Origin of the sequence: Paenibacillus farraposensis (assembly GCF_020736845.1) — a bacterium.
Taxonomy (GTDB): domain Bacteria; phylum Bacillota; class Bacilli; order Paenibacillales; family Paenibacillaceae; genus Paenibacillus; species Paenibacillus farraposensis.
Genome location: NZ_JAFFQR010000008.1, coordinates 103,010 through 117,099, shown reverse-complemented (window position 1 = coordinate 117,099; position 14,090 = coordinate 103,010). Strand labels below are relative to the sequence as shown.

Annotated in this window: 9 protein-coding genes; all 9 read left to right on the top strand. The window is 47.6% G+C overall.

Features of this window, described 5'->3' with window-relative positions:
• Nucleotides 1–114 precede the first annotated feature (114 nt).
• The 9 genes from JO375_RS01560 (at nucleotide 115) to JO375_RS01520 (ending at nucleotide 13,966) form a co-directional block, all read left to right on the top strand.
• Nucleotides 115–1,608, top strand: coding sequence for a tagaturonate reductase (locus tag JO375_RS01560; protein WP_229522812.1), 1,494 nt, complete (start codon nucleotides 115–117; stop codon nucleotides 1,606–1,608).
• Between the two features lie 17 nt (nucleotides 1,609–1,625).
• On the top strand, nucleotides 1,626–3,125 hold the full coding sequence (locus JO375_RS01555) for a UxaA family hydrolase (RefSeq protein ID WP_229522811.1): 1,500 nt from the start codon (nucleotides 1,626–1,628) through the stop codon (nucleotides 3,123–3,125).
• Nucleotides 3,126–3,249: 124 nt separating this feature from the next.
• Entirely contained in the window at nucleotides 3,250–3,696 is a 447-nt protein-coding gene (locus JO375_RS01550; RefSeq protein ID WP_229522810.1) for an acetyltransferase, read from the top strand.
• Between the two features lie 184 nt (nucleotides 3,697–3,880).
• Nucleotides 3,881–4,738, top strand: coding sequence for a DNA-binding protein (locus JO375_RS01545; RefSeq protein WP_229522809.1), 858 nt, complete (start codon nucleotides 3,881–3,883; stop codon nucleotides 4,736–4,738).
• A gap of 850 nt (nucleotides 4,739–5,588) precedes the next feature.
• Complete coding sequence (locus JO375_RS01540) at nucleotides 5,589–7,751, top strand: DUF6055 domain-containing protein (protein WP_229522808.1); 2,163 nt, start codon at nucleotides 5,589–5,591, stop codon at nucleotides 7,749–7,751.
• 252 nt (nucleotides 7,752–8,003) lie between these two features.
• On the top strand, nucleotides 8,004–8,816 hold the full coding sequence (locus JO375_RS01535) for a DUF3891 family protein (RefSeq protein WP_229522807.1): 813 nt from the start codon (nucleotides 8,004–8,006) through the stop codon (nucleotides 8,814–8,816).
• 379 nt (nucleotides 8,817–9,195) lie between these two features.
• Nucleotides 9,196–10,341: a glucose-1-phosphate adenylyltransferase gene (locus JO375_RS01530; protein WP_322098683.1), complete on the top strand. Its 1,146-nt coding sequence runs from the start codon at nucleotides 9,196–9,198 to the stop codon at nucleotides 10,339–10,341.
• Nucleotides 10,342–10,363: 22 nt separating this feature from the next.
• Nucleotides 10,364–11,467 carry a glucose-1-phosphate adenylyltransferase subunit GlgD gene (gene glgD, locus JO375_RS01525; RefSeq protein ID WP_229522883.1) on the top strand — a complete coding sequence of 368 codons (1,104 nt, stop codon included), beginning with the start codon at nucleotides 10,364–10,366 and terminating at the stop codon, nucleotides 11,465–11,467.
• A 45-nt stretch (nucleotides 11,468–11,512) separates the two neighbouring features.
• A complete protein-coding gene (locus tag JO375_RS01520) occupies nucleotides 11,513–13,966 on the top strand; it encodes a glycogen/starch/alpha-glucan phosphorylase (protein ID WP_229522805.1) in 2,454 nt (817 codons plus the stop codon).
• Nucleotides 13,967–14,090: the final 124 nt, after the last annotated feature.

Genomic DNA, 14,090 nt, shown 5'->3' with positions numbered 1-14,090 from the left:
ATTGTCATTAATATTTATATAAATTAAAAATGTTAGGAAAACTATTTTGTTAACGTGTGCATTATGATAAAATAACCTTGCAATCATAATGGTAATAGTGGGAGGTTACTCCAGATGAAAGAAGTTGATGAATTGGATCAATTAAACAGAAAGAGCTTTATTGTAGCAGATTCGCAACCTGAAAGGGTGCTGCAATTCGGGGAAGGAAACTTCCTGCGTGCTTTTGTAGACTGGCAGTTCGACAAAATGAATAAGCAGGCAGGATGGGATACGGGTGTTGTCATTGTACAACCGCAGCCATCCGGCATGGTGGAGAAGCTTAACGAGCAGGATGGCGTGTATACGGTTATTCTCGAAGGGATCAAGGATGGGCAAGCGATGAAGGAGCATACCGTAGTGGAGTGTGTAACCCGCGGGCTCAATCCGTACGGCGCGGACTTTGCGGAATATGAGGCGTTATCTCAAAAGCCGGAACTTCGCTTTGTTGTATCAAACACGACGGAAGCAGGGATTGCTTATGTGCCGGAGGATCGGCTGGAAGATCGCCCGCAAAAGAGCTTTCCAGGCAAGCTGGCTGCTTTGCTGTACAAGCGCTTTCAATTTTTCAGAGGGGATCAGAGCAAGGGATTGGTGATTATTCCGTGCGAGCTGATCGACCGCAATGGAGATGCGCTCAAGGAGATTGTGCTGAGATATGCCGATCAATGGGGGCTTGGCGTAGAATTTACAGCCTGGCTGAAGGAAGCCAATACGTTCTGCAACAGCTTGGTAGACCGGATTGTACCCGGTTATCCGAAGGATCGAATTCACGAAATTCAAGCCGAATTGGGCTACAAGGACAATTTGGCTGTTGTAGGCGAACAATATCATCTCTGGGTCATCGAGGGACCACAATGGCTCAAGAAAGAACTGCCGACTCATCTGGCGGGATTAAATGTACTGATTGTTGACGATATGACGCCTTATCGTACACGCAAGGTGCGCATTTTGAATGGGGCGCATACGGCGCTAACACCTGTGGCCTATTTGTATGGCCTGGATACAGTGGGGCAGGCGGTCGAGCATGAGGTGATAGGCGCTTTTATCCAATCGTTGATTCGAGAGGAAATCATTCCGACGCTGGGTTCCCCGGAAGCGGAATTGAATCTGTATGCCGATGATGTTATCGAGCGTTTCCGTAATCCATTTGTCAATCATTATGTCATGAGCATTGCCCTGAATTCGGTGTCCAAGTTCAAGACACGGAACCTTCCATCCTTGCTCCAGTATGTGAAGCGGCATAAGACACTGCCCGCTAAAATCGTATTTTCGCTGTCCTCCCTGCTCGTATTTTACCGGGGAGACAGAAACGGCGAGCCGATTGCCCTGGCTGACGAGGCGGAAGTGCTGAGCGCATTTGGCAAGCTGTGGAGCGGATATGATGGGACACTTGCCGGGGCGAAGCACTTGACCAAACAGGTGCTTGGCAAACAGATATGGTGGGGGGAAGACCTGAACCAGATCGAAGGGCTGGCTGAACAGACGGCACAGCATGTATATGCTTTGACAAGCAGAGGAATGAAGGAGACGTTGGAGATTCTAACCGGGAAGAGCGTGCCCAGAGTATAAGCAAGGAGGAAACCGGAATGCTGGAATTCATTCAAATTCATGATCAAGATAACGTAGCCGTCGCTTTGCGTGATTACAAGCGGGGGGAGACGCTGGTGTGGGGAACGGAGGAAAATCAGCGCGTGGAGCTGAGCGGCGATGTAGCGCGCGGACACAAAATTGCGTTGCAGAACATTCCCGAAGGTGAATACGTTCTGAAATACGGATATCCGATCGGTCACGCCACGCAGCCCATTCAGGCCGGACAGCATGTGCATACGCATAATACAAAGACCAACCTGACGGGTGTAGAGGAGTACACCTACAAACCCAAGCCGGCGCCTCTGCTATATCAACAGGAGAATCGGACGTTCCAAGGCTTTCGGCGGAAGGACGGCCGTGTGGGAATTCGAAATGAGCTGTGGATTGTACCCACGGTCGGCTGTGTGAACGGGATTGCCGAGCTCATTTTGAACCGCTTCAAGCAGGAAGTGGGCGATATTTCGCCTTTTGAACATGCGCTTGTGCTCAAGCATAACTATGGCTGCTCTCAGCTAGGGGATGATCATGCACATACACGCACGATATTATTGGATGCCGTGAAGCACGCAAACGCGGGTGGCGTGCTTGTGCTTGGTCTGGGCTGTGAGAACAACGAAATGAAGGAATTTAAGGAAGCCATCGGGGAATATGACCCGGAGCGGGTAAAGTTTTTGCTGTCCCAGGAAGTATCGGATGAAGTAGAGGAAGGGGTAAGGCTGCTGCATGAAATTTTTGCGGCCGTGCAGAAAGATCGCCGTGAGCCAGTTCCTTTGTCCGAGCTGAACATCGGCTTGAAATGCGGCGGATCTGACGGCCTGTCGGGCATTACTGCCAATCCGTTGCTCGGACGACTGTCAGATTATATGGCAGCGCAGGGTGGAACGACAGTGCTGACTGAGGTGCCAGAAATGTTTGGCGCAGAGACCATTTTGATGGAGCGTGCTGCTGATGAACAGGTATTCGGCAAGATCGTTCATCTGATTAACGATTTCAAGCAATATTTTCTGGATTACAAGCAGCCAGTATACGAAAATCCTTCACCGGGCAATAAAGCAGGTGGCATCACGACACTGGAGGATAAATCACTGGGCTGTACGCAAAAATCCGGTTCCTCCATGGTTACAGATGTTATTCAGTACGGCGAGCGTCTCAAGACCAAAGGACTCAACCTGCTTAGCGCACCAGGGAACGATCTGGTGGCCTCTTCAGCACTCGCTGCTGCAGGTTGCCAACTCGTCATTTTCACAACCGGACGCGGTACGCCTTTTGGCTCCTTCGTTCCAACGATGAAGGTATCCACCAACTCGCCGCTCTATAAGTCCAAACCGCATTGGATTGACTATAATGCAGGGTCGCTGGTGGAGGATGTCAGTATGGAAGAAGCGCTTCGCAACTTTGTCGATTACATTATCGATGTGGCCAGCGGAACCTGGGTAAACAACGAGAAAAACAATTTCAGAGAGCTGGCTATTTTTAAAAACGGTGTGACGTTGTAGAAGCTTGGAACACATCGGGAGGCGGAATTCATTCCGCTTCCTTTTTTGTTTGAATGTCTCTAAATAGGCGTGCTAGACTTAGAGGAAACACACCGTATTGCGTAAGGGAATTGGAGGAAATAAAGTGCAAAATGCAATTGTTGCTTATCGAGAAGAAAATCATGATCAGCTCGTAGATATTTGGCATCGGGCTGTACGCCGGACACACACTTTTTTAGAGGAAAAGGACATTCAATTTTATTATCAAATCGTACGAAATGGCGCTCTTAGAGAAGTGGAAATCTGGATGGATTGGAATGAAAGTGACGGTCCAACGGGTTTTATTGGGCTGGACGGACCTAAAATAGAGATGCTATTCGTCGATCCGGAGCGGCACGGACAAGGTATAGGCCGCCGGCTCATTCAGCATGCCAGGAAAATAAAGGGGACACATCTCAAGGTAGACGTGAATGAGCAAAATAAAAAAGCACATGCTTTTTACAAGCATTTAGGCTTTGTCCAAACAGGGCGGTCTGAACTGGATGGATCAGGCCGGGCATTTCCTTTGCTTCATATGGAGTGGAATCAGTGACCGAAGGTCATCCGCCCTCCATTTTTAAAATTGGAATATATTATCAGACTATGCTTGCGATATGTTTGATTTTATGATATAACTTAATTAAGTGATAAACACGTAATTAAGTTTTGTTTTAGATGGAATGTAGCTCATGCTTTGGTTTGATGGGAATTGGAAGTCGGACAAGGAGGTGGGGAGGGTGGATGATCTCATTCACTCCGACATTACTGATCTGGATACACTTGTTGATATGATCAAGCTGTCATTTTCATTTACTGATGGAGCATACATGATTGCTTTATGTGATCACTTGTATGTGCAAGCCAGCCGAAAATATCAGGAGCTCCAGCTTTATAAAGCGAGCAAGAAAGCTGTACAACTCATACATACCAAACGGCCGCTAGTGTATTACTACGGCTACAGTCATCTTATGAAAGGCATGGTCTTCCAAAAACAGGGCAATTATGAAGCCGCCCGGGATTGCATCGAAAAATATGCGGAATTGGGATGGTTTAATGGTCTTGACCTTCATGGAGAAGCAGAGGTCGAATATTATCGTCATGCGGCCAGAGCCAATTTGTATGCCCTTGACGTTTTGTCTGGAAATTCGGAAGTTTTGCAGGAATATGTCCAATTTCTTCAGGATAATCCGGAAGAGCTGTTGCCGGGGCTTTTGTCCATCGTAGAGGGGGCTTACAGGCATGGCTACTCTTTAGAGGCCATACTTAAGTCATTTACCCAACAAATTGATGATTTCAAATATTTAGAAGAGCCCGTTAATGTATCTTATTATTTTCGCTTCTGCTATCAACTGGCTCTCTACTATATCAAGCAGCACCAGTTTGTAACTGCATTAGACTATATTTTGCAATCACTCATGCTGTCAGATACTCTGGGCACGGAACATGAGCACGAGTTTAGAAAATGCACGGCTATATTTGAAATTTTTCGCTCCCAAGCTACGGCAACACAGCAAGCCCAATATATAACTATTCTAAAAGGAGTGTTAAAGGATGAAAAAATTGATTTCACAGCCTCTGTCGCTCAGTCTGTTTAGTTTGTTGGTGTTTGTTACAAGTCATGACCTTATTTCGATATTCTACCATGGCGCCAATCATTAACAGGACAGAAGTAAGGCAGAAACGAAGTTGTTTAGAGATATGAATTTGATTGGGAAGTTTGATGTGAACTTATAAAGTACACCAAATAGCAGGTGAGCTCATGATAATCCGGGCTTGCTTGCTATTTGGCGTTTTTATGAAAGGTAGTTTGTATTATATTGCGGTCAGAAACCATTGCCCCCAAGTAAGATAACGCAGTTTTTGTTGAACTGTACGGCAGTAGTAACGAAACCCTTTTCCCGGCTGATACGCTGTGGCATATTTCGTCATGTCACTTATCTGGGTTAACTATAGACCGCTACAACAGTGAGCCCAAGCGAAAGGAGCGTCATAAACCATTCCTGTGTCGCAATGCCCACTAGCGTACAAAGACCAAACATGATGATGCCAGCGCAACAAGCAACCTTTTTCATGCAAAGCTATTTTTGAATCGAACGAACCAATTCCTCCATCTAGCAATCTTCTCCTTAATGATTTGTTACTCTTGCACATACCAAACATAACACATTTATTTCCTGAAAGTCCTATTTGATTGTTTCATTTCTATAGTCTCCCTATTGCATTTTTTGTTTGGAAATATAAACCATAAAATTGTATATTAATACATTAATGCATTCATTTTTCTTTTGGTCAACCGATAAAAATAATAGGAGAATTCTTTTTTTTTCTGAAATGAAGAGAAAGGGGGTGTGCATTGACGACGCTCGAAGAGCATGGCTTATAAAGACCATGAACAAAAAAAGGATTTGCAAAACAAAATGACGTCTACACAGAAAGGAGAAAACAATGAAGAAGAAACATGTGACAAGAAAACCAAGAAAAGAGCGTGCGCTTGCAGCAGGAGTAAGTGCCTTGGCCGTGACATTGGCATTTACCGGGGGACTGTCTCTGCATACGCAGAGCGTATTGGCTCAAAGTGAGCCGGAAGCAAAAATGGTTGCCAATTCACTTGGCGAGAGCCGAAATGCGGTACAAGCAGCCTACTCTGTACGCGGTGTTCATAATGATGCGGAAGTGATTTCCAGATTAAATGCCAATGTATACGAATCGGAGCATTTTCAGTTCCTATGGGGAAACGGCGGGGAATATAAAAAAGTAACCAAGGCTTTCCTAGAGGGAAATGCAAAGATTTTGGAGGATAATTGGGGTTTATTCATAAATAAGCTTAAAATGACACCGCCTACCCGTTCGGTTCATGAGTGGATACGCGATAATAAAGATTACAAGGTCAACGTGGTCATTCTGGGAACCGGGCTTCATCTCTACGAGGGGGGATGGGCTTTTGCCGGACTTGACTCACAGGGGTACCCATACTTGATGTGCGCTCCGGATGCCATGAGTCCCAGAGTGCAACCAGGTTTACCAGTCCCTCACGAATTTGGACATGTAGTACAATTTGCCCAAGGAAGCAACAGCTGGAGAGGAAATGATTCCCTTGGTCCTTGGAGCGAAGCAGTGGGCAACTGGTTCCGGGAGGAATATACGTCCAGTGACGTTTATAAACAACAGTCAGGAACGGAGGGAGCAACCGACTTTTCCGCTCTATATTTACGCGCAAGCACGTTGACCGCCGTAAATGGACGGGCATATTACGAAGCCTGGCCGCTCCTGAAATACCTTGAGGAAAATCCGGATGGCTTACCGGGTTACGGATCGGGTTTTGTCGCAAAGCTGCTGCAGTCCGGGAAACCGGAAGACCCAACAGAGTCCATCTATGAGCTGATCCAAAGAATTAATCCTCAAGTAAAGGTGCAGGAGATGATTGGCCGTTTTGCCAGCAGAATGGCTACTTTTGATTTCCGTAATCAGAAGCTCTACAAGCGCAATGTCGAGAACATGCTCAGGTACGGAGAACTATATTGGCATCAGTATTATACGATGATGCTTAAGGTAGATGGAAGTGATAATGTCTATACCATTCCTTCTGAGCGTGCCCCTCAGGCTACCGGCTACAACATCATCCCGCTTGATGTGAAAATTCCGTTAAACGCTTCCTCCGCCACAGTACGAGTCAAATTGGATGGCTTGGCTAAAGTAAACGGTGCTGGCTGGCAAGCATATCTGATCGTTGAAAATGAGAATGGAAAAAGCCGGTACAGCCGTTCTTTCGGTAACGGGGAATCCGTCCAGGAAGAAGTCATCAAGGGGGAAAAAGCTTATTTGAGCGTGGCGGCAACCCCTACGTTGGAAAGCATGCAAAAAACCAAAATAGGTATTGGAAGCTGGCAAAGAAAGTTCTCCGAAAAAGTTATTCCTTTCGAATCAAAACCGCAATATCCTTATCAAGTCACCTTGGAAAATGCTGAACCGCAAATACGTAAGGCTGAAGAAAGTGCCGGCATCAGGGGGCACGTACACAGAAATGGCGGTGGCTTCGTAGCCGACACCGCTCGGGTCGACGATAGTGTCTATGTGGCTAAGAATGCCAAGGTTCTGGACAATGCGACCGTGACCGGGAATGTTCGCATTGAAGATTCTGCTGTGGTGCGTGGTGCCGCAAGGGTAAGCGGCTCAGCCAAGATTACAGACTATGCGCTGGTGTGTGGAAGCGCCCAGGTCGGTGAATCCGCTACCCTAAGCGGGTATGCGATTGCAGACGGTTCTGCAAAAATAACAGGTCATGGTCATGTAGGGGATCAAGCCGTTGTTACTGAACAAGCAGAAGTGTCGGAATATGGAAAGGTAGTTGAAAGCGCTTTATTGAAGGGGTATTATACTGTGAGCGGTCATGCCGTAGTTAAGGGGCTTTCGATTGGTCACGGTGGGGTCAGCAAGCGAGAACATGGAGGGGCCACCGGACAGGCTGTTACTTACGGCGATTTCTTCGATGATATGGGTTATACCATAAGTGGCGGTTCCTTTGCAGGCTATGAAAGTCTGGAGGCCTCGGTGAAAAATTTCAGGGACGGTTATGCTCGATCAGACGGCAAGGGCGGCTATATGCGCTAAAATGGCCAGTCCACAGACTAGAGTTTAAACGCCGGATATCGGCATGAACAAAACGAAAAATATTTGATATAAAATGACCTCATCCTCCACTTAACACTTCACCGTGGAATATGAGGTCATTTTTGGAAGCCGTTTTTGAGTAAGGAATTTTTACGCTTATCCTGATATAATGAAGCTAAGTTATAGCCATGGCCCTCAATCAGAAAGTTTACGCACATATCAAATGAATCCCTGAATGGAAGGGGACAGCATATGGTTATTTATGAAACGGACCAAGCTTATGTGATGACGGCGCAGCATGACCATGCTCTCATTGCAGGTGAACTGGCTTCAGAATGGGAAGAAAATGCCTTTAAAAACAGGCGGCATAAGCAGGATTTTGTATATGCGGCTCGGGAGCATGACCGAGGCTGGATTAGGCTGGATGCCGCTCCTTTTTGGAATGATCAGGTGTCTGCACCTTATACGTTTATTGATTTTCCGCCTAGCCCCCGTTTTGTGTTTTATCGTCTCGGGATCGACGAAGTCGAGCAGGTGAATCCGTATGCTGCACTGCTATGCAGCCTGATGTACAAGGAGCTCGTCGGACGAACGGAGCATGAAAAAACTCAGGACAAGCAGATTGCACGCGCTTATCAGGAAGCGGAGGAACAACGTCGGCACAGACTTAGACAAGAGCTGCCAGATGGTGTCACCTTTGACCATCAGGTACAGACGGATGTACGGAGAATGTTGTTCTGCGACGAATTAAGTCTCTTTTTGTGCAGCCGGGAACCGGGTACGCCTGCCGCAGATTATGAATGGTTTGCTGATGGTTTGAGCTTTCCGGCCGTTCGTCATGAAGGCGGACGGGTTCGGGCCGAGTGGTTATCGGAGCAGAGTGTAGGACTTTCCTTTTTTCCATTTAGAGGAAAATTCGGCGTTACTCATACTTTTAAGAAGGTAGACAAAGAGCAAATTCATGCCTCAGGTCTTCTGCAAGCCTACCGTTCCTGCGAATGGACGCATCGAACCTTTACCATTGAACATATTATGGAAATAAAAGAACACAAGGAGAATACCTGACCGTTCAACCGATCGGTCTCGCGCAGAGCAAAGCCTCCCTGAACCAACCACTCAGAGAGGCTCGTTTTTTGCTTGTTTAACGTTGTATGATTTTGCCGCAAGCGACCATTCTTTTTTTCTTCATGAAATATCGCCTCTTTCATCCCCGTCGGAACACGCCAACGATGTAAAATGATTAAAATGTTAAATGATGAACGAGATTTTACAATTTAGTGCTTCCTTACGCTCATTCCGCATAACTATGATCTTACCCTTTCCATGAATACTTACCCGTCCCTTCAGCAAAGACATGATTACGAGTATTTGTTTGCGTTTAATGGATATGATCAAATGTCCAGCTGCAATTGCTTTAGACGCACATGACAGGGAGGTCTTTGTGATGAGAAAGAAGGAAGTGATTGCCATGCTGCTTGCCGGCGGTCAGGGCAAAAGACTCAAAGGACTGACCCGCACACTGGCCAAACCGGCTGTATTTTTTGGAGGAACCTATCGGATCATTGATTTTCCTCTTAGCAATTGCGCCCATTCTGGTATCGACACTGTAGGTGTGCTGACCCAATACGAACCTTTGGTGCTTCATTCCTACATCGGCGTCGGCAGCGACTGGGATTTGGATCGCCTGGATGGAGGAGTTTTCGTGCTGCCTCCACATGAAAAAGAGAATGGGAATAGCTGGTACAGAGGCACGGCGGATGCCATTTACCGAAACCTGCATTTTTTGGATCAATATGAGCCGGAGCATGTACTCATTTTGTCAGGGGATCACATCTATAAAATGGACTATAGTCTCATGCTTGATTTTCACAAGGAAAAAGGGGCCGACTGCACGATTTCTGTTATCAATGTCGCGATTCAGGAAGCCAAACGATTCGGGATTCTGAACGCCGATGAGGATCTGAGAATATACGACTTTGAGGAAAAGCCCGAACAGCCGAAGAGTACACTGGCCTCCATGGGCATTTATTTGTTCAAGTGGGAAGTGCTGCGCCGCTATCTGCTGGAAAGCGCCAGCGACTCTGAGTCCTCGCATGATTTTGGCAAGGACATCATTCCCATGCTGCTCCAGCACGGGCGAGCACTGTATGCATATCCGTTTGCCGGGTACTGGAAGGATGTAGGCACGATTCAAAGCTTGTGGGAGGCCAACATGGACCTGCTGGCTCAGGACCCTCCTTTGGATTTGAATGATCCTTACTGGCGTATTTATACCCGCAGTCCCAATCAACCGGCTCAGTATATCACCCAGCGGGCGATCCTGAAAAACAGCATCGTAAATGAGGGTTGCATGGTGGACGGAGAAGTAAGGCATTCCGTGCTGTTCTATGGGGTCGATGTGGGCAGAGGCAGTATGATTACCGAATCTGTCATTATGCCAAACGTCAAAATTGGATGCAATGTACGCATTCATCGGGCGATCGTAAATGAAGGCGTCATGATTGATGACAACACAGTCATCGTGTCTGAGGATAGCTCGAAGGAAATTATGTTGTTCGATCAGGAAAGCCTGCTTCATGCACGAATATAACCGGATAAGGAAGGTGTCCGTTATTAGCCGACTCATTGGAGTTATCAATCTGGATCACGAGCTGGATCAATTGAAGGAGCTAACCTATTTCCGGTGCGGGGCCGCCGTTCCCTTTGCCAGCCGATATCGGCTCATTGATTTTACCTTATCCAACATGATGCATGCAGGGATGCATGAGATTGCACTGTTCGTCCGCCGCAAATACCGTTCGCTGCTGGATCATCTGGGGGAAGGACGGCCTTGGGATTTGGATCGCAGAAGGGGCGGCCTGTTCATTTTGCCACCAGACTGGAATGATCCGACGGATGTATCCCTCGGAGATTTGCAGCATGTACACAACAATCTCGATTTTTTTCATCGCTCAGCAGGGCAAACGATCGTGCACGCAGGAACGCAGCATGTCAACAAGGTGAATATTGCAGAGGTATACCGTTATCATCGGGAAAAGAATGCAGATGTTACCCTCGTCTACAAAGCGACAGAACAGCTCGAAGCAGAGCATGCGCCCTGCGTTCGATTGGAGATCGCTTGCGACGGACGTGTGACCGGCGTTCATCAGGAGCAGGATCATCATAATATTTATCTGGAAATGTTCGTGATGGACAAAAGCTTGTATCTGGATCAGGTAAAGCATTGCATTGCCCATCAGGATAACCATTTTTTCCGGGATGCCATTCAGCGAAATCCAAGCGGCCTGCGTATTTATGCCTATCCTTATGAAGGCTATCATGCGGTCATTAATTCCATCGAAAGCTACTATAAAAACAGTATGAAGCTACTGGATCAACAGCAGTTTCAAGCACTGTTTCAGAATTTGCCGGTGCATACCAAAATCAAGTATGAGGCCCCGACCCGCTACACGCACAGCGCCGAGGTGGATCATTCGCTTGTCGCCAATGGCTGTACGATTGGGGGCAAGGTTGAGAATAGCATTCTTTTTCGCGGGGTACGGATAGAAGAGGGCGCACGGGTAAGCAATTCGATTATTATGCAAAAATGCACGATCCGTACAGACGCAGTGGTCGAGAATGTCATTTTGGATAAGGATGTGCAGCTTACACCGGAACGGACTTTGATTGGAGACACCAAAGTTCCTTATGTTATTGCCAAAAATAGCGTCATTTAAAAGCTGCACACTGTACCTAAAACGGAAATACAGGAGGTTACACCTTTGTTCAGCAATAAAGAAGCATTTAAGTGCGCTTTCAAAGAACAATTGGTCGGAAGGCTGGGCAAACCGATGCAGGAAGCTCAGGCGGAAGATGTATATAAGGTTTTGGGCGGGATGATCCGCGATCAGGTTGGCAAGCAATGGGCGGAAACAAATCAGGCGTATAAGGAAGGGCAGGAGAAGCAGGTCTATTACTTTTCACTGGAGTTTTTGATAGGCCGACTGCTGGGCAGCAATTTGCTGAACCTGGGTGTGCTGGATATGGTTCGACAAGCGCTGGCAGAATTGGGCTGGGATGTGGAAGAAATTGAAGAACAGGAGGCGGATGCCGGGCTGGGGAATGGCGGTCTCGGCCGCCTGGCCGCCTGCTTCATGGATTCGCTGGCATCTCTCGGCTATGCTGGACACGGCTGCGGCATTCGCTATAAATACGGTTTGTTTGAACAGCGGATTGTAGACGGAAATCAGGTGGAGCTGCCGGATTACTGGCTGCAAAAGGGGAATGTCTGGGAGGAACGCCGTCCTGACAAGAAGGTCGAGGTTCACTTTTGGGGACGGGTCGAGACCCGTGAACAGGATGGCCGTCTCATATTTGACACGCTCGATGCCGAAACGGTCCGGGCCGTCCCATATGATATTCCGCTGATAGGCTATGGGCGTACGCAGGTGAACACACTGCGGATTTGGAGCGCGGAATCGGCGCTTGATCCTGTCCGGGGGCCGATTCGAGGCGAGGGCGGCTATTACCGCTTTCTGGACTACAACCGCTCAGTGGAATCCATCTCGGCCTTTCTTTATCCGGACGATTCCAATTATGAAGGCAAGTTGCTGCGCTTGAAGCAGCAGTATTTTCTGTGCTCGGCCGGATTGCAAAGTATTTTGCGTACGTTCGAGAAGCTTCGTTTGCCGTACAGTCGGCTGCCCGACAAGATCGCCCTGCACATTAACGACACACATCCAACGCTGGTGATCCCTGAATTGATGCGTATTTTGGTTGACCTAAAGGGCCTGGACTGGGAGGAAGCATGGGATATTACGACGCGGACAGTTTCCTATACCAATCATACAATCCTGAGTGAAGCCTTGGAACAATGGCCTGTCAGCATGGTACGGGAGCTGCTTCCCCGTATTTGCTTAATTATTGAAGAGATTAACAAACGTTATTGCGCCATGCTGCTGGAGCGTTATCCGGGCCAGGACATGAAAATTGGGCAAATGGCAATTATTTATGGTGAACAAATCCGTATGGCCCATTTGGCTATCGTCGGCAGCTACAGTGTTAACGGGGTGGCTGCGCTGCACACCCAAATTTTGAAGGAACGGGAAATGAAGCCGTTTCACGAGCTGTACCCTGACCGTTTTAACAATAAAACGAATGGGATTGCCCATCGTCGCTGGCTGATGCACGCGAACCCGGCGCTTGCAGACTTGTATGATGAAACCATCGGTTTACGTTGGAGAACGCGTCCACGCGAGCTCATCGATCTGCTTCGTTACTGTGAGGACGAGTCGTTCAAAGCACGGGTTCAGGCGATAAAGCAAAATAATAAGGTCAGGCTTGCCGAGCATGTTTTTGCAAAGCAGGGCGTACGACTGGATACGTCCTCGATTTTTGATGTACAAGTCAAACGCCTGCATGGCTACAAGCGGCAGCTGCTCAATATTTTGCATGTGATGCATCTATACAACCAGCTCCAAAATAATCCTTCGCTGGATGTGATGCCACGCACGTTTATTTTCGGGGCCAAGGCTGCTCCCGGCTATTTTCTGGCCAAGCAGACGATCAAGCTGATTAACAATGTGGCCGATACGATCAATCGGGATGTAAAAGTCAGGGACAAGCTAAAGGTTCTGTTCCTTGAAAATTATTCCGTGTCACTGGCCGAGCTCATCATTCCCGCAGCGGATGTTAGCGAGCAGATCTCCACGGCGGGGAAGGAAGCCTCAGGCACAGGGAACATGAAATTTATGATGAACGGTGCGCTCACGTTGGGTACATTGGATGGAGCCAATGTTGAAATGCATGAAATGGTGGGCGATGCCAACATGTTCATTTTTGGATTAAAGGTGGATCAGATTGAGAAATACGTTCGGGACGGCCAATATTCAGCGCACAAAACAGCCAACAGTGACGAAAGACTGCGCCAAGTGCTGGACCAACTGGTCAACGATGCTCCTTTTACGCGGCATGAGCGGGAATTTGAGGCCATTCACCAATCCATGATTGATCATAATGATGAATACTTTGTGCTCAAGGACTTCGCGGCCTATGTGGATACGCAGGTTCAGATTGAGCAGGTGTATCGGAGTCCGTCGGAGTGGACGCGGCGTGCCATTGTGAATATGGCCCATTCAGGTGCATTTTCGAGTGATTGCACGATTCAGCAGTACGCAGCCGAAATTTGGAACATTGCGCCGCTTGAGGGCCATGTTAACCAGCGAATCTTGTCCTAAAAAAGCGAAACAGGCGGAATAGCATTGCTTTTCGACCGCTGAGGGTTATAATGACAGTATAGACTTAAGTAAGGGTGGGGAACTTGCATAACCTCATTTCTGAACTAATTGTACTGTTGAAGGG

What these genes read in the sequence shown, in the direction of transcription:
- JO375_RS01560 (WP_229522812.1), top strand. Translation starts at nt 115, where the DNA reads ATGAAAGAAGTTGATGAATTGGATCAATTAAACAGAAAGAGCTTTATT.
- JO375_RS01555 (WP_229522811.1), top strand. Translation starts at nt 1,626, where the DNA reads ATGCTGGAATTCATTCAAATTCATGATCAAGATAACGTAGCCGTCGCT.
- JO375_RS01540 (WP_229522808.1), top strand. Translation starts at nt 5,589, where the DNA reads ATGAAGAAGAAACATGTGACAAGAAAACCAAGAAAAGAGCGTGCGCTT.
- JO375_RS01535 (WP_229522807.1), top strand. Translation starts at nt 8,004, where the DNA reads ATGGTTATTTATGAAACGGACCAAGCTTATGTGATGACGGCGCAGCAT.
- JO375_RS01530 (WP_322098683.1), top strand. Translation starts at nt 9,196, where the DNA reads ATGAGAAAGAAGGAAGTGATTGCCATGCTGCTTGCCGGCGGTCAGGGC.